The sequence below is a fragment of the Neobacillus drentensis genome (assembly GCF_036965425.1).
Classification (GTDB): Bacteria; Bacillota; Bacilli; order Bacillales; family Cytobacillaceae; genus Neobacillus; species Neobacillus drentensis_F.
The window spans coordinates 1-21,570 of record NZ_JBALPP010000011.1 but is presented as its reverse complement, the minus strand read 5'-3'; the positions used below and the strand labels follow the sequence as shown (position 1 = coordinate 21,570).

The 21,570-nt window shown below is 42.1% G+C and carries 22 protein-coding genes; 12 read left to right on the top strand and 10 right to left on the bottom strand.

Annotated features, from left to right (window positions below; translation table 11 throughout):
- The first annotated feature begins 394 nt into the window (after window positions 1-394).
- The 3 genes from V7161_RS02865 to hxlB all read left to right on the top strand — a co-directional run bounded on the left by V7161_RS02865 (window position 395) and on the right by hxlB (window position 2,624).
- Entirely contained in the window at window positions 395-1,372 is a 978-nt protein-coding gene (locus tag V7161_RS02865; protein WP_335442186.1) for a LacI family DNA-binding transcriptional regulator, read from the top strand.
- Between the two features lie 64 nt (window positions 1,373-1,436).
- Window positions 1,437-2,072 carry a 3-hexulose-6-phosphate synthase gene (hxlA, locus tag V7161_RS02860; RefSeq protein WP_335442185.1) on the top strand — a complete coding sequence of 212 codons (636 nt, stop codon included), beginning with the start codon at window positions 1,437-1,439 and terminating at the stop codon, window positions 2,070-2,072.
- 3 nt (window positions 2,073-2,075) lie between these two features.
- Window positions 2,076-2,624 (top strand): 6-phospho-3-hexuloisomerase, encoded by a 549-nt coding sequence (gene hxlB, locus V7161_RS02855; RefSeq protein ID WP_335442184.1) that lies wholly within the window; start codon window positions 2,076-2,078, stop codon window positions 2,622-2,624.
- 55 nt (window positions 2,625-2,679) lie between these two features.
- Here hxlB and V7161_RS02850 read toward each other — a convergent pair whose 3' ends face one another.
- The 5 genes from V7161_RS02850 to V7161_RS02830 form a co-directional block, all read right to left on the bottom strand.
- Window positions 2,680-3,597, bottom strand: coding sequence for an aldo/keto reductase (locus V7161_RS02850; protein WP_335442183.1), 918 nt, complete (start codon window positions 3,595-3,597; stop codon window positions 2,680-2,682).
- Window positions 3,598-4,048: 451 nt separating this feature from the next.
- The gene (locus V7161_RS02845; protein WP_335442182.1) at window positions 4,049-5,464 is read right to left on the bottom strand and encodes an NAD-dependent malic enzyme; all 1,416 of its coding nucleotides are present in this window, start codon (window positions 5,462-5,464) and stop codon (window positions 4,049-4,051) included.
- 25 nt (window positions 5,465-5,489) lie between these two features.
- Complete coding sequence (gene dcuS / locus V7161_RS02840) at window positions 5,490-7,097, bottom strand: DcuS/MalK family sensor histidine kinase (protein ID WP_335442181.1); 1,608 nt, start codon at window positions 7,095-7,097, stop codon at window positions 5,490-5,492.
- Between the two features lie 14 nt (window positions 7,098-7,111).
- Complete coding sequence (locus V7161_RS02835) at window positions 7,112-7,789, bottom strand: response regulator (RefSeq protein ID WP_335442180.1); 678 nt, start codon at window positions 7,787-7,789, stop codon at window positions 7,112-7,114.
- 110 nt (window positions 7,790-7,899) lie between these two features.
- A complete protein-coding gene (locus V7161_RS02830) occupies window positions 7,900-9,153 on the bottom strand; it encodes a dicarboxylate/amino acid:cation symporter (protein WP_289987262.1) in 1,254 nt (417 codons plus the stop codon).
- Window positions 9,154-9,403: 250 nt separating this feature from the next.
- On the opposite strand from V7161_RS02830, the gene guaD reads away from it, so the two are divergent.
- A complete protein-coding gene (guaD, locus tag V7161_RS02825) occupies window positions 9,404-10,777 on the top strand; it encodes a guanine deaminase (protein WP_335442179.1) in 1,374 nt (457 codons plus the stop codon).
- A 308-nt stretch (window positions 10,778-11,085) separates the two neighbouring features.
- On the top strand, window positions 11,086-11,925 hold the full coding sequence (locus V7161_RS02820) for a hypothetical protein (protein WP_335442178.1): 840 nt from the start codon (window positions 11,086-11,088) through the stop codon (window positions 11,923-11,925).
- A 130-nt stretch (window positions 11,926-12,055) separates the two neighbouring features.
- Here V7161_RS02820 and V7161_RS02815 read toward each other — a convergent pair whose 3' ends face one another.
- Window positions 12,056-12,853: a TetR/AcrR family transcriptional regulator gene (locus tag V7161_RS02815; protein ID WP_335442177.1), complete on the bottom strand. Its 798-nt coding sequence runs from the start codon at window positions 12,851-12,853 to the stop codon at window positions 12,056-12,058.
- 153 nt (window positions 12,854-13,006) lie between these two features.
- Between V7161_RS02815 and V7161_RS02810 the strand changes: the two genes are divergently transcribed.
- A complete protein-coding gene (locus V7161_RS02810) occupies window positions 13,007-13,885 on the top strand; it encodes an ATP-binding cassette domain-containing protein (protein WP_335442176.1) in 879 nt (292 codons plus the stop codon).
- Window positions 13,885-14,667 carry an ABC transporter permease gene (locus V7161_RS02805; protein ID WP_335442175.1) on the top strand — a complete coding sequence of 261 codons (783 nt, stop codon included), beginning with the start codon at window positions 13,885-13,887 and terminating at the stop codon, window positions 14,665-14,667. Before V7161_RS02810 ends, V7161_RS02805 begins: the two co-directional genes overlap by 1 nt.
- A gap of 148 nt (window positions 14,668-14,815) precedes the next feature.
- Here the strand turns inward: V7161_RS02805 and V7161_RS02800 are convergent, their stop codons facing one another.
- The 3 genes from V7161_RS02800 to V7161_RS02790 all read right to left on the bottom strand — a co-directional run bounded on the left by V7161_RS02800 (window position 14,816) and on the right by V7161_RS02790 (window position 17,142).
- Window positions 14,816-15,409 (bottom strand): TetR/AcrR family transcriptional regulator, encoded by a 594-nt coding sequence (locus V7161_RS02800; RefSeq protein ID WP_335442174.1) that lies wholly within the window; start codon window positions 15,407-15,409, stop codon window positions 14,816-14,818.
- A gap of 51 nt (window positions 15,410-15,460) precedes the next feature.
- Window positions 15,461-16,360, bottom strand: coding sequence for an SDR family NAD(P)-dependent oxidoreductase (locus V7161_RS02795; protein ID WP_335442173.1), 900 nt, complete (start codon window positions 16,358-16,360; stop codon window positions 15,461-15,463).
- Window positions 16,361-16,458: 98 nt separating this feature from the next.
- A complete protein-coding gene (locus V7161_RS02790; protein WP_335442172.1) occupies window positions 16,459-17,142 on the bottom strand; it encodes a trimeric intracellular cation channel family protein in 684 nt (227 codons plus the stop codon).
- A 361-nt stretch (window positions 17,143-17,503) separates the two neighbouring features.
- Between V7161_RS02790 and V7161_RS02785 the strand changes: the two genes are divergently transcribed.
- The 3 genes from V7161_RS02785 to V7161_RS02775 all read left to right on the top strand — a co-directional run bounded on the left by V7161_RS02785 (window position 17,504) and on the right by V7161_RS02775 (window position 18,987).
- Complete coding sequence (locus V7161_RS02785; RefSeq protein ID WP_335442171.1) at window positions 17,504-17,851, top strand: DUF2294 domain-containing protein; 348 nt, start codon at window positions 17,504-17,506, stop codon at window positions 17,849-17,851.
- Between the two features lie 303 nt (window positions 17,852-18,154).
- The gene (locus V7161_RS02780) at window positions 18,155-18,493 is read left to right on the top strand and encodes a hypothetical protein (protein WP_335442170.1); all 339 of its coding nucleotides are present in this window, start codon (window positions 18,155-18,157) and stop codon (window positions 18,491-18,493) included.
- Window positions 18,494-18,507: 14 nt separating this feature from the next.
- Complete coding sequence (locus tag V7161_RS02775) at window positions 18,508-18,987, top strand: DUF2231 domain-containing protein (protein ID WP_335442169.1); 480 nt, start codon at window positions 18,508-18,510, stop codon at window positions 18,985-18,987.
- Between the two features lie 58 nt (window positions 18,988-19,045).
- On the opposite strand, the gene V7161_RS02770 is transcribed toward V7161_RS02775, so the two are convergent.
- On the bottom strand, window positions 19,046-19,468 hold the full coding sequence (locus V7161_RS02770) for an organic hydroperoxide resistance protein (protein ID WP_335442168.1): 423 nt from the start codon (window positions 19,466-19,468) through the stop codon (window positions 19,046-19,048).
- A gap of 338 nt (window positions 19,469-19,806) precedes the next feature.
- On the opposite strand from V7161_RS02770, the gene V7161_RS02765 reads away from it, so the two are divergent.
- Window positions 19,807-20,667, top strand: a complete 861-nt coding sequence (locus V7161_RS02765) for a hypothetical protein (protein WP_335442167.1) — start codon at window positions 19,807-19,809, stop codon at window positions 20,665-20,667.
- 40 nt (window positions 20,668-20,707) lie between these two features.
- Window positions 20,708-21,570: hypothetical protein (locus tag V7161_RS02760; RefSeq protein WP_335442166.1), on the top strand; the 863-nt coding region annotated here is incomplete at its 3' end.

Genomic DNA, 21,570 nt, shown 5'->3' with positions numbered 1-21,570 from the left:
AGGAGCCTCTCCTAATGACCGTTCCGGCACTTTATGAAAGCTGATGGGAATTAGGAGCCTCTCTTAACGACCGTCACGACACTTTATGAAAGCTGATGGGAATTAGGAGCCTCGCTTAATGACCGTCACGACACTTTATGAAAGCTGATGGGAATTAGGAATCTCTCTTAATGACCGTCGCGGGCAATGAACAGCCATTTCATTTACCGTGAGAGCTCCTTTTCGTGCATCTCGGGCAATGAACGTCCATTTCATTTACCGTATGAGCAATATTTATTGCAACACGGGCAATGAACACTCAGCTCTTATCTAAAAACAATATTTACAAAACTGGAAAAACCGATGATTTATCGCTAAAATGAAGTCATTGATGCAGATTGAAAGAGTGGATTGTATGGAAAAAGTAACAATGGCCGATGTAGCGAAAGAAGCCGGTGTCTCTAAAAGTACCGTTTCACAATTTCTTAACAAACGGTTTGAATACATGGGTGAAAAAACAAAACAAAAAATTGAAGACGCGATAGAAAAGCTAGGCTATCAGCCCAATTATATTGCAAGAAGCTTAAAGCAAAAGCGGACCTCGATGGTCGGCATCATCGTGGCCAATATCATGCACTATTTATCAACGGAGATTAGCCGTGCAATTGAAGACTTCTGCCAAGATCACGATTTACACGCCATCGTATGCAACGCTGATGATAATCCGGAAAAAGAAAAGCGATATATTGAGATGCTGCGGGCTAAGCAGGTCGACGGCCTAATTATTTTTCCAACTGGACAAAATAATGATTTATATGAAAGCATGATCAAGCAAGGCTATCCAGTCGTGTTTGTCGATCGAAGGGTAGAAAATCTCGATGCATTTTCGGTGCTAACCGATAACGTGATGTCCACCTATAAGGCCATTCAATCTTTGATTGCAAAGGGCCATCAAAACATTGCCTTTGCGGTGCAGCCGTTAACGGTCAGTACGCGGCGGGATCGATTGGAAGGCTATAAAAAAGCGTTGATAGATGCTGATTTAAAGGTAACCGATGAGTTCATTATTGAATCCAGCATTAGTGAAATGCAGGGCAAATTAGAAAAACTCTTTTCCTTGAAGGAGCGGCCGACTGCTTTGTTTGCTGGAAATGACCGTGTTTTTCTAGCGGTTGTGGAATTTTTAAAAGAAAAAGGTCTTAAACTTGGCAAGGATGTTGAACTGATCGTCTTTGATAATATTCCGTTTGCTCATTTAGTCGAAACGCCGATTTCTTTTATTGTCCAGCCGGCCTCGGAAATGGGGCGGAAGGCTGCGGAATTGCTGTTTGATCAAATCAACAAAGTCGAGCGGGAACCGGAAGAGTATGTGTTCCCAAGCCAGATGGTGTAGGCGGGTGCCTGACACCATCTCATTTGCAGTTTTACTAAACCGATTTAGTAAGGAGATTATAACGATGAAATTACAACTTGCTTTGGACCGAATGACGATTGCCGAAGCCATTGAACTTACCAAACAAGTGGAGGATTCTGTTGATTGGGTGGAGGTAGGTACCTCTTTAATTAAAGAATTTGGGATGAGCAGTGTTAAAGAGCTAAAGCAAGCTTTTCCCAATAAGGTGATTGTGGCCGATTTGAAAACGATTGACAATTCCCGTTACGAATTTGAGATGGCCTTTGAAGCCGGGGCAGATATCGCCACGGTTATGGGGGTATCCCCGCTCGTAACGATTGATGCTTGCATCAAAGTTGCCCAACGTTCTAACAAATTGGTGATGTTTGATTTATTGAATACCTCAAAAGAGCAAGTATCGGATTTATTGAAGTATAACGAAGCCATTTTTTGCGCTCATGTAAGTAAGGATGAGCAAGAGGAAACCGGAGCAAAGAACTTGGGAACAAAGCACGGCGGACTTCTTACGGATCCGACTCTTAAACTGGCCGCAGCGGGCGGAATTACGTTGGATTCGTTGGAAAGTCTAAGAAAGACAATCAATCCATCAGTGGTCATTGTGGGCTCGGCGATTACAAAAGCAAACAATCCGTCAGAGGCCGCGGCAAAATTTAAACAAGCGATTGGGCAGGGGGAATAAAAGATGTCATTCATCCAAACAATTTTAAAAGAAGTAGAAACGGTTATCAGTCAGGTGGAAGAAGGGCAGCTCGAAACATTGGCGTCCGAATTGCATCATGCGAAGCGAATTTTTATTATTGGTGAAGGCCGCTCTGGCTTAATGGCGAAATCTTTTGCGATGAGATTGATGCATTTGGGGGCAACGGTGTATGTAGTGGGTGAAACGATTACCCCGTCGATTGAACAGGGGGATTTGTTGGTGGCGGTTTCGGGATCGGGGACAACGAAGAGTGTGGTTTGGACCTCTGAAAAAACAAAATCAATCGGCTGCTCGGTTATGGCGGTTACCACCAATCCTGAGTCACCACTGGCTGCGGCATCTACACATATCCTTCATGTCCCGGCAGCAACTAAATACCGGCGCGAGAATGAATTACAAACGATTCAGCCACTTGGATCTCTGTTTGACCAAAGTGTGCTTATTTTGTTTGATACAATCTGCCTGCTGTTTGGCAAGCTGAACGAAGTGGACCATTCCCAGGCGTTTGGCCGGCATAGTAATTTGGAGTAGAAATTTTAGAAAAATAAGTCGGTCTCTCATTGCAAGAGGCCGACTTATTTATTATTTAGGGAAGTATGTTGCCCGCAGCACGATAGATCGAATACCATTCTTCCCGTGTCAGTTGAATTTTGCTTGCCTTACAGCAATCTTTTAACCTGTCTAGATTCATGGTGCCAATGACTGGCTGCATTTTGGCCGGATGACGTAATAGCCACGCAATCGCAATGGTCGTGTTGCTCACTTCATATTTAGCAGCGATTTCATCAATCTTTTGATTTAACTCAGGGAACTTGTCGCTGCCAAGGAATACGCCCTCAAAAAATCCATATTGGAAGGGAGACCATGGCTGAATAGTAATATCATTCAATCTGCAAAAATCAAGCACACTTCCATCGCGATTGATGGCCGAATCATTTTCCATATTAACATTAATACCATTCGAGATCATCGTGGCGTTCGTGATGCTTAATTGCAGTTGGTTTGCCACAAGAGGCTGTTTGACAAATTTTTGTAGCAGTTGAATCTGCATCGGATTTTGGTTCGATACACCGAAATGCCGTACTTTTCCGGAACTTTCAAGAATATCAAAAGCTTCAGCGACTTCTTCAGGCTCCACAAGCGCATCCGGGCGATGCAGCAGGAGAACGTCAAGATACTCCGTCTTCAGGCGTTTTAAGATTCCGTCGACGGACTCTAAAATATACTCCTTGGAAAAGTCGAACATGCCCTTGCGAATGCCGCATTTGGATTGCAAAGTGATTTTTTCGCGAACCTCTGCATTCATATGAATGGCATCAGCAAAGATTTCCTCACATGTCCCGCCGCCATAAATATCGGCATGGTCGAAAAAGTTTGCCCCTTCTTCTAAAGCGGTTTGGACAAAGCGCTCAGCATCAGGCTTGTCCAGCGAGTTAATTCGCATACAGCCAAGGGCCAGTACCGGTACCTCTAATGAGCTGCTTCCTAGCTTTATTGTTCTCATTTCGAACTCCTCCTTTTTATGAACAATGGCACATTCTTACTTTATTGAAATACATGTCTAATGTACAGCGAACTGTTTGATATTGGGAAATTTGATTGTGTCTCTTATAGTGCCCTATATATGTGCCGTAATTTGACATTTGGCTGCATTTGGGTCACGTAGAACCTCTCTACGTGACCGTATTGACTTTTGGAACCACATTTGGGTCACGTAGCACGAGTCTACGTGACCGTAAAGGCGTTACAATCCTCCATTGGGTTACGTAGCACAAAATGAATAACGTTAAACCGGTAAAAGGCTAAAAGAAAACACGCACCGCTGATGCGTGTTTTCTTATATCTGTGAAATATAGGATTGAGGATTCGCCGATAAAATTGAATATTCGCCGATAAAGTGCATAGATTCGCCGATAAACCTCAAAAATTCGCCGATAAACTTGAAAAAGCAAACATCAAGGGCGCGGTTCTTTCCGTGCGACGCCTGTCTGATGGGCTGCTTGGACCACGGCTGCGCGGACCCGTTCTACGACCTTATCATTGAATACGCTCGGAATGATATACGATTCGCTTAGTTCCTCGTCCGACACAACGGATGCAATCGCTTTCGCTGCCGCCACCTTCATTTCTTCATTAATTTTACTCGCACGGCAGTCGAGTGCACCGCGGAAGATGCCTGGAAAACAAAGAACATTATTGATTTGATTCGGGTAATCGGAGCGGCCGGTTGCCATTACCCGCACATAAGGCTCGGCGATATCCGGATTAATTTCCGGTTCCGGGTTAGCCATGGCGAATACGATCGGATCCTTCGCCATCGTTTTAATGTCCTCAACCTTCAAGATTCCAGGAGCGGAAACGCCGATAAAAACATCAGCCCCGACAATAACCTCTGATAAGGAACCTTTTAGATTATCGGGATTGGTCATTTTAGCATAGGCATTCCAATATGGATTGTCATACTGAACATCACGGTGGATTGCCCCATGCCTGTCCACTCCAATAATGTTGCGAACCCCAGCTGAAAGGAGAATCTTTGTACACGCCATTCCTGCGGCGCCAATGCCAGTGAAGACGACTTTGATATCTTCAAGTCTTTTATTGGTAATTCTTAATGCATTTAAGAGTCCGGCTAGAAGCACAACGGCGGTTCCATGCTGATCGTCGTGAAAAACAGGGATATCGAGCTCTTGCTTTAATCTTTCTTCGATTTCAAAGCATCTTGGTGCGGAAATATCCTCTAAATTGATTCCGCCAAAGGCCGGGGCCACGGCTTTAATTGTTCGAATAATTTCTTCCGTATCTTCCGTATCGAGGCAGATAGGGAACGAATCGACATTCGCCAGTTGTTTAAAGAGCATCGCCTTACCTTCCATAACTGGCATAGCGGCATACGGTCCAATATTCCCAAGGCCAAGCACGGCAGTTCCGTCTGAGATAACCGCAATCGTGTTACGCTTAATTGTTAACGAATAAGCTTTTTCAGGTTCTTCGGCAATCGCAGTGCAGACATTTGCTACCCCTGGTGTATAAACCCTCGCCAAATCTTCCCTGTTCTTTATTCTCGTTTTGAGTGCGGTCTCAATTTTTCCTCCTAGATGCATCAGGAAGGTTCGGTCCGAAATTTGCAGGACCTTTACGCCCTTCAGCTTGGAGATTAACTCGCCTAAATGTCGGCTATGCTTCAAACCAGGGACATTGACGGTGATGTCCCGGATGGTATGAGTTTTGCTCGAGGAAATGACATCGACCCCGATAATATCGCCGCCTGCATTACTGATGCAGCTGGCAATTTCACCGAATGAAAAAACCTCTACATCTAATTGTAAACGCATGATAATATGTGTACTTGTACCTTTTCCAATTGCCATTCTGAACACTCCTTGATGGTCATTTTTATTTGTTTTCCCCTCTGATGTGATAGGGGAATGTAAGGGTAAATCTAGTTCCTTCTCCCACACTTGTAAAAAGTTCTACTTGCCCTTTAAGTCTGTCTACACTTCGTTTCACGAGAGATAATCCAATGCCCCGATCCTTGCCTTTTGTCGAAACGCCTTTAATAAAGATTTTTTCAGCCAGTTCTTCGTCCATTCCAGGACCGTTATCGGCTACTTCGATGAAAACCTCTTGATCGTAATAGTCAAAATGAACCAATACTTCTTTGTTTTCTTGGTCTGTGAAAGCCTCTAATGCATTATCAATTAAATTGCCGATTATGGTGATTAATTCATGTGTGATTTCAGGTGAAGCAGGCTCAGGCAAAACCGTTTCTGCTGTAAAGGAAAGCTCCGAACCCAGCTCTCTTGCGTAGCTCATTTTCCCGAGAATGAACCCCGCTAAGGCCGGGTCCTTTATTTTACTAACGATATAACCGACCTCGCTTTGAAGGTGATCGGAAATCTGGTTAATATAGTCGGCCAGCTTTTCATAGCGCTCGAGATGAACCAACCCAAGAATAACATGAAGCTTGTTCATAAATTCGTGGGACTGGGCCCTTAGTGCTTCCGCATAGAGTGTGACTCCCGTAAGCTCTTTTGCCAGTTTATTGATTTCCGTTTTGTTGCGGAAGGTCGTGATCGCTCCCACCATTTCATTTCCAACTTGGATGGGCACTTGATTCGTTAACAGGGTAATACCAGATAAATCAATTTCTTCATTCAGCCGGGGTTTTCCTGATTCCAGGACATTTTTTAGATGAAGCTGTGGGATATATTCGTCGACCGAGCGTCCTGCTGGATTTTCCTTAATCCCTGCCTCTTCGAATAAACGCAGTGCTTCATTATTAATAAGCGTGATCCGGGCGTCTTGGTCAACTGCCAGAATGCCTTCCTTTGTCGATTGAAGCATGGCACTTCGCTCTTCCAGTAATTTTCCGATTTCAAACGGTTCTAGTCCAAACATGCTTTTCTTAATTTTTCTAGCTAAAATAACAGCGCCGATGACGCCGATTATGACTCCAAAAATTACTGCAAGAATAATAACCTTTTTGCTGTTTCTTACATCTTGTTTGACTTTATCAAGGGAAATTCCAACCGCTACAGCGCCAATTTGTTTCCCTGAACTTGAGTAAACAGGTGTAAACGCTCTCAAAGAGTAGCCTAAGGTTCCTTTGGCCGTTGAGATATGTTCATGGCCATGAAGGACAGGCCCTTCATCCCCGCCGACAAATCGTTCACCGATTTTACTAGGATTAGGATGTGATTTCCGAATCCCCTCCATATCAAGAACGACAATAAATTCGACGGTTGTTACCTTCGCCATTTCAGTGGTATAGTCCTGGATGTCGCCTTCGCTCCGCTTATGCTCGAGTGCTTCTAGAATAAGGGGAGAATGAGCGGTCATCCTGGCAATATTCATTGCTTTTTCTGCTTGATTGTTTTTGGTAGTGTTCCCGATTTCCCGGCTAATGAGCAGGTCGGTTACAAATAATGCTAATGCCACTACTCCGCAGACGAGAAGGGTAATGGTCGTTTGCAGACGAAACAGTGGTTTTTTATGTCGCACAAGACCCCCTCTTTCTATAATCGGTACTTGTTCATAGGGCGGCCGACAGAACCATATTGAATTTCCATGAGGATATCGCCCTTTTTCTCCAGATAGTCTAAATAACGGCGTACCGTAACCCGCGCTAAACCAGTTCCAGCGGCCACTTCATCAGATGACAGAGGCTCTGTCTGCCCATCTAAAAATTGCAAAACCTGCTTCATGGTCCTGTCATTTAATCCTTTTGGCAAGGACTCTTCAGGCTCCGGCTGCTTTGTATGGACTCTTGTCATCGCATCCAAATCAGCCTGTTCCAATAGCCGGTTTTCCTTGAATTTTTTAAAGGTATTTTGGTATTGCTCCAGCGCCGATTGGAATCTATCAAACCGGAACGGCTTAACAATATAATCGACAACCCCAGCGCGGAAAATTTCCTGGACATGCTGGGGATCGCGGTTGGCTGTTAAGAGAATGACATCTAAAGGATAGTTTTCGTTTCTAATTAGCTGAAGGAGGGAAAATCCGTTCATGTCCGGCAAAAAGTAATCAAGCAGGACGAGATTAGGATGGACTTCCTTGATTAAGGACAGGGCATCTTTGCCAGAAAAGGCTTTTCCGACTAACGTAAAACCTGGCAGCTTCGATACAAATTCCGCGTTAATCTCCATGACCATCGGATCATCCTCGACAATCAAAACTCGGATCGGTTCCATGAATTCTCTCCTTTCCTTGCATTTTTGCCCATTATAGCTTACTTTTTGGCGAAAAACCAAAGAAACAGCCACGTATACCGTGGCTGAAAGTTATACATGTGTAAGCATGGTTACGCCGTTTTGTTTAAAGAGGACTTTACTGCCGCGTTCTCATCAAACTCATTTTCCATTTTGGAAACAACCACCGTAGCAACCCCGTTACCAATAAGATTTGTCAGGGCACGGGCAGTAGACATAAAGCGGTCGACCCCTAGAAGAAGGGCAATTCCTTCAACCGGAACGCTTGGGAATGCTGCGAGAGTTGCTGCCAAGGTAACAAAGCCGGAGCCTGTTACACCTGCAGCCCCTTTAGAGGTAAGCATTAATACGCCAAGCAGGGTGACTTCTTGTCCAAGGCTTAAGTCAACTCCAAAAGCCTGAGCGATAAATAGTGCGGCCATCGATAGGTAGATGGAGGTTCCATCCAAGTTAAACGAATACCCCGTCGGTACAACAAGACCGACAACGGATTTTGAACATCCGTAGTTTTCTAGCTTTTCCACCATTTTTGGAAGAGCCGATTCAGAAGAGGATGTACCTAATACTAAAAAGATTTCGTCTTTAATATAGCTGATAAATTTGAAGATATTAAAACGATAAAATTTTGCAATTCCGCCGAGAATGACAACGATAAATACTGCCATCGCCAATACCGTTAACCCGAACAATTTTCCGAGGGATAAAAGCGAACCAATCCCGAACTGGCCAATCGTATAGGAGATTGCTCCAAAAGCTGCAATCGGTGAATAATACATAATGATGTTTACAATTCGGAAGAAGGTTTCGGATAATTTTTCAAATAAATCAATGACAGACTTGCTTCTTTCGCCAAGGCCTGCTAAGGCGATGCCGAATAGGACGGCCAAGAAAAGAATCGGAAGAAGCTGACCGTTGGCTAAAGCACCAATAAAGTTTTCAGGGATGATTCCCATAATAAAGTCCATGAAGCTGTGGCTTCCTTCGGCTGCCTGCTTGGTGAATTGGCTAATGTCTGCTTTTGCGCTGTGGGCATTGACCCCTGCACCTGGCTTAAAAATCGTAGCAAACAGAATACCGATCGCCAAAGAGATGGTGGAAACGATTTCAAAATAAAGTAAAGCTTTTCCGCCAATTCGGCCGACTTTCTTCATATCCCCCATACCGGCAATACCGACGACAATGGTTAAGAAGATAATCGGTGCAATGACCATTTTGATCATTTTGACAAAAATATCGGATAATACTTTTAATTCGGAACCCATTTTCGGAAATAAGGCACCAAAGACAATCCCAAGGACAATGGCAATTACAACTTGCGTGGTAAGGCTCTTAAAATTGATTTTCATTGACAATCCCCCTAATCTATTAGGTTTAAAATAATGTAAACACTTACAAGTTAAACAAGATGAATATGATAGAAACTCGCTATCAATAAATGAAGTATAAATTTTAGTGAATTATCTGACAATATTTTGGTTATATCGTTCTTTTTGGTTATTTTGGTCTCAGCGTCATCGCTTCTTTCGTTTGTTGGACTTACCATGTTCATTCCCCTACAATAACAAATAGGAAATCAAGAATACGAGGGTGTCATTTATGAAACCATATACGCGAGTTTTTCAAGGGACTGCTTTTACAAGTCAATCTCCAAAAGAAATTCAAATTTTAAAAGACCATCTTTTTTGTATTAACGAGGATGGAATGATTGAAAAAATGATAGCGCCAGAGGATAAGGGCTATCAAGCTTTATTAGATGCTTACCAAGGCACAGAGAATTTTCAACGTTTGGATGAAGGTCAGTATTTGTTACCTGGCTTTATCGATTTACATGTGCACGCTCCGCAGTGGGCCCAGGCCGGTACGGCATTGGATATCCCGCTTTATGAATGGTTGAACACGTATACCTTTCCGATTGAGTCTAAATTTTCCGATTTAGACTTTGCGAAAAATGTGTACGAGGATGTCGTCAGTGCCTTACTAGCCAACGGGACAACGACCGCGCTTTATTTTGCAACTGTCCATAAAGAAGCGAGTTTATTGCTGGCAGAAATATGTGCCGAAAAAGGGCAGAGGGGACTAGTGGGGAAGGTCGTCATGGATAACCCCGACCAAACCCCTGAATATTATCGTGACGCTGATACTGTTTCGGCCTTGGCGGATACGGAAGAGTTTATTTTAGCTGTTCGTGAATTGACGAAGCGAACGAAACAGGGGGTTTATCCAGTCGTTACACCTCGGTTTATTCCGAGCTGTACAGACGATACATTAAAAGGCTTAGGAGAATTAGCCGCAAAGTACGATACTTACGTCCAATCGCACTGCAGTGAAAGTGACTGGGAGCATGGGTATGTCCAAGATCGTTTTCATAAAAATGATGCGTTTGCTTTAAATGATTTTGGACTATTACGTGAAAAGTCTGTTATGGCGCATTGTAATTTTCTAAATGACGACGATGCGGGGCTCTTTGCCGAAACGGGTACGGCTGTTTGTCATTGTCCTATTTCCAATGCCTACTTTGCCAATAGCGTTATTCCAATTGCTCGGTTCCATTCAAAAGGGGTAGAAATTGGATTAGGCTCGGATATTTCAGGAGGATTTTCCCCAGGTCTGTTCGATAATGTGCGACAAGCGGTGATGTCATCGAGAATGTTGGAGGATGGTGTTGATACGACTCTTTCTGCTGAAGAACGCGGAGTTCCGAATTCACGGATTACGATTAATGAAGCGTTCTATTTGGCCACCGCTGGCGGAGGGGAAAGTTTAAGTCTGCCAATCGGCCGCATTGCGGAAAAATATGTGTGGGATGTCCAACTCATCGATACTACATTAGAAACTGCCAAGCTGCCTATTTATGATGCAAATGAAGATTTAAACGATATTTTTCAAAAAATCATGTACCTGGTCCGGCCGGAAAACATTCGTGAAGTCTGGGTCCAAGGAGAACAGGTTCATTCACGAAAAGACCGTTGAGGTTATCAGTCGAATATATTTATTAGGCATTTCTAACTTTCTATTAGAACGTTGGAGATGCCTTTTTTATTTTTGTTTTAAAGAAGCGGCTGCTGTATGATTCGCCGATAAAATTGCAGAATCGCCGATAAAGTCGCAGATTCGCCGATAAAGTCGCAAAATTCGCCGATAAATTTGAAAACTTCATAATCAGAGTGAAGTTATATGCCTTATAAGAATTTTTCTTGAAAAAAATTTTAAAACCATCAAACCGCTTTTAAACATTGTCCGTTTCCTCAAATGTAAACAATTTTTGGGGAGGGACTTAAATGAAGAAGTGGATGTTTTTCTTAGTAGTTTTTTCAGTCATCTTAGTATTAGCGGCTTGTAACAGCCAGACCGATCAGACTGCGAAAAAGAAGGAGCCAAAAACCGAAACAGTAACAGCTGACAAAGGGAGTAAGTCCGAAGAGAATGGTTTACAACTATTAGATAATACGAATATTGGAAAATACTTAGCGGATTCAAAGGGAATGGCGTTGTATTGGTTTACAAAGGATCAAGTTGGAAAGAGCAATTGCAGCGGGCAATGTTTAGAAAACTGGCCGGCGTTTTCAGCGAAAGATTTCAAAGTGCCTGATGGCTTTAACCTAAGCGATTTTGGAACGATCAAGCGGGAAGATAATGGAGTAGAGCAAGTAACTTACAAAGGATATCCGCTCTATTATTGGATAAAAGACAAAGCAAAGGGCGATGTAACTGGTCAGGGAGTCGGGAATGTCTGGTTTATTGTTAATAGCCAAACCACTTTTGAAGAGGCAAACGCCAATCAATTACAATTATTAGAAGATGCCAAGATTGGCAAATACTTAGCGGATGCAAAAGGAATGACCTTGTATTATTTTACGAAGGATCAAGCTGGAAAAAGCAATTGCAGCGGACAATGTCTGGAAAACTGGCCGGCGTTTTCAGCAAAAGACTTCAAAGTGCCTGAAGGCTTTAACCCAAGTGATTTTGGCACGATCAAGCGGGAAGATAATGGAGCCGAGCAAGTAACCTATAAAGGATATCCGTTATATTATTGGATTAAAGACAAAGCCAAAGGCGATGTAACTGGCCAGGGAGTCGGGAATGTTTGGTATATTGTTAATGCGGGAACTACTTTTTAATCTAAGTAAACATATAAAAGGCTTTCTCACAGATTGTTTGTGAGGAAGCCTTTTTTCAATTTTTATCATTCACTTTAACATCGAAATTTCGGATTTCGGGGCATGACAGGCATTTTCCTATGAATGATTTCTAGTTTGAATCTTCCACTTTCTTCTCTTTTGTTAATAAGTAGTGTTCGATTCCATCCAATATCCGTTCGAGTCCAAAATCGAAGTCATCTCCAATTGTGTTTTCTTCCTTATTTTCCTCGGTATAAGCTCCGGACATTAACACGGGGTAAAGGTCTGGATAGCGTTCTTGAGTAACCAGCTTTTTTAGAGCTCCGCTGTAGTCAAGGCCGCTTATCGCACTGGGGCTTTTTCCAGCTTGAATCGCCATATTCATATCCTTCATGATGGTCCCACACCAACGTGCATAACCGCTCAATAGCAGAACTATCGACATTTTCTCAAAATCATTTAAGGGAATATTGCGAGTGGTTCGGAGCGCAAGATCAACCATTTTAAGCTGATTGGGTGTAAGCGGCACACTCGTAATCGGGATATCCGCAAACCACGGGTGAACCTGAAATACGTTAATGCTGAGTTTAACATACTGACGCATTTTGTCCCGCCAATCAACTTCAGGTTCATCAGCTGGGTAATCAATATCCGCCACTTTCTCCTGCATTAATAACAGTAAATCATCTTTACTGGGTATATATCGATAAAGTGACATGGTCGTGAAACCTAAGGTTGAAGCAACCTTGTTCATCGAAAGTGCTGCAAGTCCTTCCTTGTCGGCAATGTTGATGGCCGTTTCGACAATTTGCTCAATACTAAGTTCCCGCTTCGGCCCGCGCTGAGGTTGTCTATTTAGCCCCCAGCTGATGGCAATTCCGGAAGGCAGCCCTTCCAATTCGTAATCCTTCAGTTCTTTTTCCTTCATCGTTATTTCTCCTCTGCTTATGACGTTCATATATTTTTTTAAAATTTTTTCAAAATTATGGTTGCGACCTAATTGTATATATAATATACTGTGTATGCAATAAACTGTTTATTGTATATACAAATTAGTATCATCATAAAGGGAGGAAAACGCATGAATGAGCTTGCAATTCAAGTAAATGGACTCCAAAAGAAATTTGGCAACCAAATGGTTTTAGAAGGCATTAACTTTACTGTTCAAAAGGGTGAAATTTTTGCCTTGCTTGGGCCGAATGGTGCAGGAAAGACCACGTTGATTAATATTCTGTCTACCTTGGCAGAACCCGATGCAGGGGATGCATTGATTAACGGCTTGGATATTAAGAGTAATAAAGAAAAAGTGAAAAGTTCCATTAGCCTCACCGGACAGTTTGCTGCAGTAGATGAAATGTTAACAGGGACAGAAAATTTACAAATGATGGGTAGACTTTCCGGTCTTTCAGCTTTAGAGGCTCGCTCGCGGGGAAAAAAACTACTTCAACAATTTGATTTAACGGCGGTTGCGCAGAAAAGGGTAAAAACCTATTCAGGCGGAATGCGCCGCCGTTTGGACTTGGCCGTCAGCTTAGTGGTTCCAAGGCCAATTATCTTTTTAGATGAACCAACGACCGGACTTGATTCACGCAGCAGGCGTGAGTTGTGGGATATTATTCTTCAATTGGCACGGGAAGGCGTCACAATTTTTTTGACAACACAATATTTAGAAGAGGCAGACCAACTTGCGGATACCATTGCTGTGATTTCAAAAGGGAGGATTGTTGCTACGGGAACTCCGGAGGAAATGAAATCCCGTATTGGCAAAGAAATGGTGGAATTACGGAATGACAAGGATGAAATTATCCATGAGATTCCAACAAGCGGAAGAATAGAGGATATCAGACAGATCATTGAAGATATCGCCTCCGGGGTGCCCGAAGGAACACGAATGAGTATCCGCAGACCGAGCCTGGATGATGTATTTTTATCACTAACATCGGAAAAGGAGGGATCTTAATGTTAGAAAACCAGATGCAAAAAACATCCGCACTGATTACCACTATGGTATTTATTCGAAGAAGCGTTCTCCATAGCCTGCGAAATGTAGATGCCTTGATTATGGCAATAGCACTGCCGATTATGCTCATGCTGCTATTTACGTATGTGTTTGGCGGAGCAATCGATTCAAGCGGGCATTATGTAAATTATGTGGTCCCAGGAATCATTTTGTTATGTGCAGGATTCGGATCGTCGTCTACAGCAGTTGACGTTGCCACAGATATGATGAATGGAATTATTGACCGCTTTAGAACAATGCCCATACAAAGCATAAATGTCATCACTGGTCATGTTGTCGCAAGCCTAGCTCGCAATCTCCTTGCAACAGGAGTTGTCATCATCATTGGTCTGCTAGTAGGTTTCCATCCTAATGCCAGTATTCTTTCTTGGTGTGCAGCAGTTGGGATGATTGGATTATTTATCCTGGCCTTTACGTGGCTTTTTGCAGCCATTGGACTTGTGGCAGGAAATCCCGCAGCAGCCAGCAGCTACGGATTTGTATTATTATTTCTACCTTACCTTTCGAGTGCTTTTGTTCCCATAAATACAATGCCGAAATGGCTGCAAGGAATAGCCGAAAATCAGCCGATTACACCAGTAATTGAAACGATTCGAGCCCTCCTCATGGGGGGGGAGGTAACAAACCATATTGGTTTAGCTGTTGGGTGGTGTTTGTTAATACTGGTAGTGTCGATATATTGGTCCACTTTGACGTTTAAAAGAAAAGCTGGCCGTCGTTAATTAAAGATGAAAAAACTGCCTCTTAACAGGTGCGGTGAACCGTCATAGCTCAACTTATTAGGAGCGAATACATTCAAAAAAATAAGTCACCTACTGTCATAAGTGCCTGTTAGAGTCCATGATGATAGGTGACTTGAATTTGTTTGCCTCATTCCTTTAATATTTTTATTAAATTATCAACATGATGAATTAAGTTAACCCCATCTAATCCGTGAGGCAGCAGCATCAAACCGGAAATGACGGAGAAATAGAGCATCAAAAGCTCAGCAGGGTCGCCTTTACTAAATTCCCCTTTCTCTTGCCCCTCTTTAAAGATGGGGGCCATTTGTTCAATAAGAGAACTGGTTGGATATTGCTGGACAATATCTTTTGCCTTGTCAGGTACTTCATCGGATGTTTGTACCTGCTGTATGAGCATAAAGGAATGTCGATTGCTTTCATCCAGCATATTTATGGTAAATTCTTTGATTTTTTCTAAAGGAGATCCTTGCATGAGCCCGAATGCTGCAAATGCCTTAGCCGTTTCTTCGATCGCATCCTGAACAAGTGCAATAAAAAGCTCATCCTTGGAACTGTAATATCGATAGGATAGACCTTGGCTAATGCCCGCTTCCAGAGCGATCATGCTCATTTTCGTTCCAATTAGTCCCCGGCGGGCAAATACTTTTAGAGCAGCTTTCTTTATTTGTTCTTTCCGTTCATCACGGAGCTGGTCCAGTTGGTGATCATTTAATGGTGTCACCCTTATTCATCCTCTTCTATAAGTTTTTTTTACATGAATAAATTATAAAAATTATTTCAATGATACCCCAACTTGTTCCTCACTTATTTCCCAAAGTCTTTTGGCCAATTCTCTGTTAGCGGCCACTTCCGTCGGTTCCTTTAATTGTCTGTCAGCGCAGTATTTGCCGTTTAGCCAGGAGACATCCTTCATTTCTGCGAGCCAAACCAATGTATCCGCTCCCTCCTCCGGTGAACGGGAAAAGAGCTTCATAACAGCCATTGTCGCTTTGGCCATCCTCCCATTGTTTTGATTAAAATTCGTGGCAACGAGTCCAGGGTCGAAACAATGAACGGTAATATTTGTTCCTTCTAGCCGCTGAGCCAATTCAGATGTAAATAAAATAGTAGCGAGCTTGGTCTGAGCATACCGAAGTGTTGGACCGCCCATTAACTTTTTAACTCCCGTATAGAAATATTCACCGTTGATATTATTAAAATCAAAACCGTTTTTCACCATCTTATGCCCATGTGATGAGGTATTGATCACCCGAGCTGAATCACTTTCCTTTAGACGGATTAATAGAAGCGAAGTGAGAAGAAAAGGTGCCAAGTGGTTCAATGCCCAGGTCATTTCCACACCATCCTCCGTCATCTGAAGGGTATCGAATAAAGCTCCGGCATTGTTCACTAATAAATCAATCTGTGGACACCTTTCCAGTATTTGTTCAGCTGCTTGGCGAATGGAACTTTGAGAGGAAAGATCAGCAATGAAGATATCCACTTTTATCGGTTTACTCGTTTGCTTCTTTAATTGTATAGAAATTTCTTCTGCCCTTCTCTGATTCCTGGCAATGATTCCGATATTTGCTCCACGTGCAGCAATAGCTTTTGCTGCTGCAAGCCCGATTCCATTTGTTGCGCCTGTAATCAATACATATTTGTCCTGAAGATTCCATACTTGTTCTTTCATAATCACTAACACTCCTTTTAAGAATGAATGATTTATTCATTCATTTTATAAAATAGTGTATGTGAATATTTAGGAAAATTGCACATAAATTTGCACTTTTATTCGCTTTTTTCATAGATTGATTTTCCTATAGATTTCTTACCCAGAGGTAATATAGGAAAATGCATCTGTGTTTTGCTACCCCTGTTAAGATTGCAGGGTAGGTGAAGCCGCCACTGATATCGAATAGCACACATGCGTAAAGCAACAACAACAAGGACAATCAGAGTCAACTTGAGCGGGCTGCTCCAACCCAGCCAAATACACATAGCACATAAAATCGTTAAAATCGCATGAATTTCTTCTTTTAAAGCAAGAGGTTTTCGAGCAGCTATGATGTCACGAATCATCCCTCCTCCGACGCCGGTAAACATCGATGCCAAGATCATTACACCCAAATCATTAGAAAAAACCTCTCTGGCGGACAGTGCTCCTTGGAGAGCGAAGGAAGCAAGTCCAATGGAATCAAAAAATAAACTCCACCGTTTCCAATGATCAATCCACTTTAGCGGTAATAGTACGATGAATGTTAGTGTCATTAAAACCGTTAAAATGATGGAATGCTCCCATAGTTCAGATACAGGGACACCGATAATCAGATTTCGAACCATCCCTCCTCCGAAGGCTGTGGTTAATCCCAATGCGTACACTCCAATAAAAGAATATTCTGCTTCAAGAGCAACAAATGCACCACTTGCTGCATAAGACATGATTCCGATAAAATGTAGAACTACCCATGACATTCCTCCAAAAACCCCCTGATAAAATAAAAGTTAATTATTTTCTAATCCTTTTTCCTATTCTTTTCAGCCGGAAATGCGACTGATGGGATTCCAAACAAAAAACTCCACCACAAGAAGTCATCTAATGAGATCTTGTGGTGGAGTAATCAATTAGCAATTCCTACTAATGAATCATTCCATTGGGAATAATAAATAGAGTTCTAACAAAATGTTTTATTAGAATTCCATTCTTAAATTTGTCTAAATTATGTCTAACAGCCTTGATTATACTCCTCTCTTCAAAAAAAACAAGATAAATTTATGCCGTTTGAATTTTTTGCAGACTTTGCTGTATAGTACCAAAGTGTTAGGAGGCAAGAACATGGGGAAAAAAGAAACAGCGTTTAATGATATTGTGCGGAAAATGCGGAAAGAGATTTATGGAAAGGGACCGGAGCGAATTTTTACTCATTTCGTGGAGAATATGGCTGTCACCGTCATGTATGGTATTCTGACTTCAACCGAAAAATTTATTACACAATCCCAAGAAGGTAAAAAAGTGATTCATAGTGCCAGAACCCAAATGATACAGGACATTTATAAGGAGCAAGTCCCTGAGGGAATGGAGGAGCTTGTCGGTTCAAAGCTGCTTCATTTATTTTCGGATGCAAAGATTGAAGAGGATATGGCTGTATCTGTATTTATTTTTGAAAAAACAATTGAGTCATAACCAAGGGGATTTTTTGCAAATATACAGAAGAACTAAGTTCGTTGTAAAACGTCAAGACGTTGTAAACCGTACATCGGGCGAAATAGGAGATAAGGAAGTATCCCAATTTGGTTAACAGGGATACTTCTTTTAGTTTGAAAAGTAAATTCAAAAAATTTATTTAAACAAGTTATTCTTTGATTAATTCAGAAGTATAATGTAGAAACCGAATTAATCAATATTTATATTGATTAATTAGATTTATAGTTTCTTTTTGTCCAATGTGGACTGCTTAAAAATTGAAAAATGGAGGGGATTGTAAAGATGCTGTTCTCATCTGTTATTCTTTTTGCCATTGCGGCGCTTGGCGGTCTGGTGCTTGGGGTTTTAGGGCTTCGTCAGAAAGAGTTGCCCATGAGCATATCGCTCATCCATGGAGCCGTGGCAGCAATTGGTCTTATCACTTTAATCCTTGGGGTCGTGCAGGAAAATGCAGGCTCACTTGTTATTACCTCCTTAATTCTATTCATCATCGCCGCGCTTGGAGGATTCGTCCTCTTTTCCTTCCATTTACGCCAGAAGCCTCATCCTAAAGGTCTAATCGTCATTCATGCATTAGCTGCCGTTATCGCATATGTTCTCTTACTTATTGGAGTTTTGTAAGGGGTGGGCGTTAAATGAAACAGCGGGGCAAGTTAAGGTTTTTGGGGCATCCGGTACACCCTGCCGTTACCCATTTTCCAATGGCCTTATTACCAGTATCGTTCCTTGGTGATCTGCTTGGAATCTGGACGGATGCTTCGTTCTGGTGGAGTTTTTCAATTTATAACCTTGCCATAGGACTGGTTTTGTCCCTGCCAGCGCTTATTACTGGAATGATTGACTTTATGGCCATCCCTCAGGAGGGGAGCGCTGATCGTGTGGCAATGCGTCATATGATCATGATAATTACGGCAATCATTTTGTATACGTGCAGCTTTTTTATACGTTTTGGTGTTGATATACTTTCCGGTTGGCGGTTAATGAGTTCCGTTTCTCTCTCCTTGTTAGGGCTTATTTTTCTGCTGATTGGGGGCTGGTTTGGCGGTCAACTGGTTTACCGCTACGCTGTAGGCGGCGAACCAATCCATGATAAGTCAGAATCGGAGAAATCTTAATAAGGAAGCATCGGATTAGAAGGGAAAGGTTTGAAGCCTTTCCCTTTCTACTTTCCTTTTATAGTAACCTAGTAGTTAATTGAACCTCGATATTACCACTAGTAGCCTTAGAATATGGACAAACACCATGTGCAAGTTTTACTAATTCCTCTGCTTCTTCGAAAGAGACACCAGCTATTGCCACATTTAAGGCAGCTGCTAATTTGTATCCTCCGTCCGTGTCTTTACCTAAAGAAACTTCTACCGTTACATTAGATTCAATCCGCTTTCTTGCTTGTCGTGCCACTAAATTTAAGGCGCTATCAAAGCAGGCGGCATATCCGGCTGCAAATAATTGTTCAGGATTTGTGGCATTTTCTTTACCTTGTCCGCCAAGGGATTTTGGCATGGACAGTGCTAAATCTAGTGTGCCGTCACTGCTAGTCACCTTTCCTAGTCTTCCGCCCTCAGCGGTTGCACTTGCTGTGTATAATGCTTCCATTTGAAAAATCTCTCCCTTTAATTTTATAAAATTAAATTGTGTACAACTAAATATTACAATCAAATCATAACGGCAAACTCATTAATAGTCAACAATTAAATTTTGTACAATTGAATTATCGAAAAAAAGATGCGCCCGATTAATCATCCTTGGGAGCATCTCTTTTAACTGGCTTAGTCCGATTTTATTAAAAGGTACGAAAAATACGAGCCAATTGAATCACGTGAGATAGGCAAAAAGAATGGTTTATTTTGTGAAAAGGAGAAAACGGTCAAAAAATGTTTCAACGAGTCGAATGCTGTCATGTAAGAAATGATTCGTTGAAAGGGGGTGAGAGATTGCACTTCCGCCATTTTATTATTTCAGGCCTTATGGTTGGAGCAGCCTTGTTTTTACCACACAATGCCTTTGCAGAAAAGAACGAGCTTAGCGAGCAGCAGAATTCACAAAATACGGCTGTACATGCAGCACAAGCTGATAGCAAAAAACTGCAAGCTGACGTCCAAGCAAAGTCACCGGAAAAAACAGTACCTGCACCTGCTAATAAAAACCAGGCTGCCGTAAAACAACAGGTATCCAACTATGGTACTCAAAAAGCTGCATCACAAAAGGCAGCGGTAGCGCCGAAAAGTTTGCCGGCTCAGGCAAAAGGAAACGTCCAGTCTGTTATAAAAAAGACAGAGAAAAACGTTGAGGCACCAGGCCAACAGAAAAAAGCCATGACAAACGAAAGTAACCAAGGGTTAGGCAAGGATAAGCAGACTTCCAAGAATTTGTCTGTTTCTTCTAATCTTGGTGTAAATAATCCAGGCCAGATCAAGAACCGATTAGAGACTGAAAGGGAAGATTCCCACTTATCGGAACCGAAAAAGCTAGAACCTAATGAACCACTTGCAGCAAAACCAGTAAGTGAAAAACAGGTCCCTGACAAAAAGGATGAGATTCCTAACGCTGATCAGGCGACAAACCCAACTCAACGTTCCAATAGTTCAGGCGGGTCGTCAAATGATCGAGTGAGCCAGGGACTGAACACGATAAGTACGTTGGATAAGTGGTTTGAATGGAATAAATACTATGAGATCAAATTTGTTCAACTTTACCTTTCACGGTCTGCATTATTGACTAATCAATGGGTGAATGCGCCGCCGGCACCACCGCCACAAGAAGCTCCTTTATTAAAAATGGTTAACCGCCGCTAGATGCCACGGGACATGATAATAAAAGGAGCGAATTAAAAAAATGAAACATTACTTAAACCCTAATTCTGTTGTGAAATCTTTCGTATTGACTGGAGCCTTAACTTTTGGAGTATTTGCAGGAGGCCATTTTACTGAAGCAGCTGGTCTTGGCAAGGAAAAAGCTGAACAAAACGTACATGTAAAAAGTGAACAAAGCGTAAAGGTTCATGTAAATGCTAAGCCATCCGTTCAAGTGAAGCCTGTAGCACCTGCAGTTAAAGAACAGACCAATTCTGGAAAAGCAAGCAAATCTCAAGCAATCTACCATGCAAGCGAGAATGCAAAATTGCATGCTAATCCAAACTCTGCCGTATTAGGTAAGGTTGGAAAAACTGAAGAGGCAAAAACTGAGGAAGCTCAGGTTCAAGAACCAGCAACAGAAGAGGTTAAAAATGCACCTGCAGACGAAACAGTTGAAAATCAAGCTGCTACTTCTGCAACTACAGATGTTGAAAAAGAAGAAACTGTAAAAACCGATGATGAAGCTGTTAAAGAAGATGATGCTGCAGTTAAAGAAGATGAAAAGTCTGAAGAGGTAGATTCTGATTCAGCTGTGAAAACAGAAGACAAAGAAGATGCTGATAAGGATCAAGATTCTGATTCTAAGCAAACTGTTATTAAAACTGATGCTGTAGTCAAAACAAAAGATGAAGACGAAGCAGAAGCGGTAACTGAAGAAGATGATGAGAAAGAAGCTAAGGTTAATCCTTCTTTTGCGAACAAAGCAAAATCTCAAGCGACTCATGCAAGTGCAACTGCTTTAGAACATGCATCAAAGAACTCAGCCGTAGTAATTGCTAATGAAGCTTCAAAAGCAGCAACTGAAACTGAAGAAGCTGCAGCTACAACAGAAGCAGTAACTGA

What these genes read in the sequence shown, in the direction of transcription:
- V7161_RS02865 (WP_335442186.1), top strand. Translation starts at nt 395, where the DNA reads ATGGAAAAAGTAACAATGGCCGATGTAGCGAAAGAAGCCGGTGTCTCT.
- hxlA (WP_335442185.1), top strand. Translation starts at nt 1,437, where the DNA reads ATGAAATTACAACTTGCTTTGGACCGAATGACGATTGCCGAAGCCATT.
- hxlB (WP_335442184.1), top strand. Translation starts at nt 2,076, where the DNA reads ATGTCATTCATCCAAACAATTTTAAAAGAAGTAGAAACGGTTATCAGT.
- V7161_RS02850 (WP_335442183.1), bottom strand. Translation starts at nt 3,597, where the DNA reads ATGAGAACAATAAAGCTAGGAAGCAGCTCATTAGAGGTACCGGTACTG.
- V7161_RS02845 (WP_335442182.1), bottom strand. Translation starts at nt 5,464, where the DNA reads ATGGCAATTGGAAAAGGTACAAGTACACATATTATCATGCGTTTACAA.
- V7161_RS02835 (WP_335442180.1), bottom strand. Translation starts at nt 7,789, where the DNA reads ATGGAACCGATCCGAGTTTTGATTGTCGAGGATGATCCGATGGTCATG.
- V7161_RS02830 (WP_289987262.1), bottom strand. Translation starts at nt 9,153, where the DNA reads ATGAAAATCAATTTTAAGAGCCTTACCACGCAAGTTGTAATTGCCATT.
- guaD (WP_335442179.1), top strand. Translation starts at nt 9,404, where the DNA reads ATGAAACCATATACGCGAGTTTTTCAAGGGACTGCTTTTACAAGTCAA.
- V7161_RS02820 (WP_335442178.1), top strand. Translation starts at nt 11,086, where the DNA reads ATGAAGAAGTGGATGTTTTTCTTAGTAGTTTTTTCAGTCATCTTAGTA.
- V7161_RS02815 (WP_335442177.1), bottom strand. Translation starts at nt 12,853, where the DNA reads ATGAAGGAAAAAGAACTGAAGGATTACGAATTGGAAGGGCTGCCTTCC.
- V7161_RS02810 (WP_335442176.1), top strand. Translation starts at nt 13,007, where the DNA reads ATGAATGAGCTTGCAATTCAAGTAAATGGACTCCAAAAGAAATTTGGC.
- V7161_RS02805 (WP_335442175.1), top strand. Translation starts at nt 13,885, where the DNA reads ATGTTAGAAAACCAGATGCAAAAAACATCCGCACTGATTACCACTATG.
- V7161_RS02795 (WP_335442173.1), bottom strand. Translation starts at nt 16,360, where the DNA reads ATGAAAGAACAAGTATGGAATCTTCAGGACAAATATGTATTGATTACA.
- V7161_RS02790 (WP_335442172.1), bottom strand. Translation starts at nt 17,142, where the DNA reads ATGTCATGGGTAGTTCTACATTTTATCGGAATCATGTCTTATGCAGCA.
- V7161_RS02785 (WP_335442171.1), top strand. Translation starts at nt 17,504, where the DNA reads ATGGGGAAAAAAGAAACAGCGTTTAATGATATTGTGCGGAAAATGCGG.
- V7161_RS02780 (WP_335442170.1), top strand. Translation starts at nt 18,155, where the DNA reads ATGCTGTTCTCATCTGTTATTCTTTTTGCCATTGCGGCGCTTGGCGGT.
- V7161_RS02775 (WP_335442169.1), top strand. Translation starts at nt 18,508, where the DNA reads ATGAAACAGCGGGGCAAGTTAAGGTTTTTGGGGCATCCGGTACACCCT.
- V7161_RS02770 (WP_335442168.1), bottom strand. Translation starts at nt 19,468, where the DNA reads ATGGAAGCATTATACACAGCAAGTGCAACCGCTGAGGGCGGAAGACTA.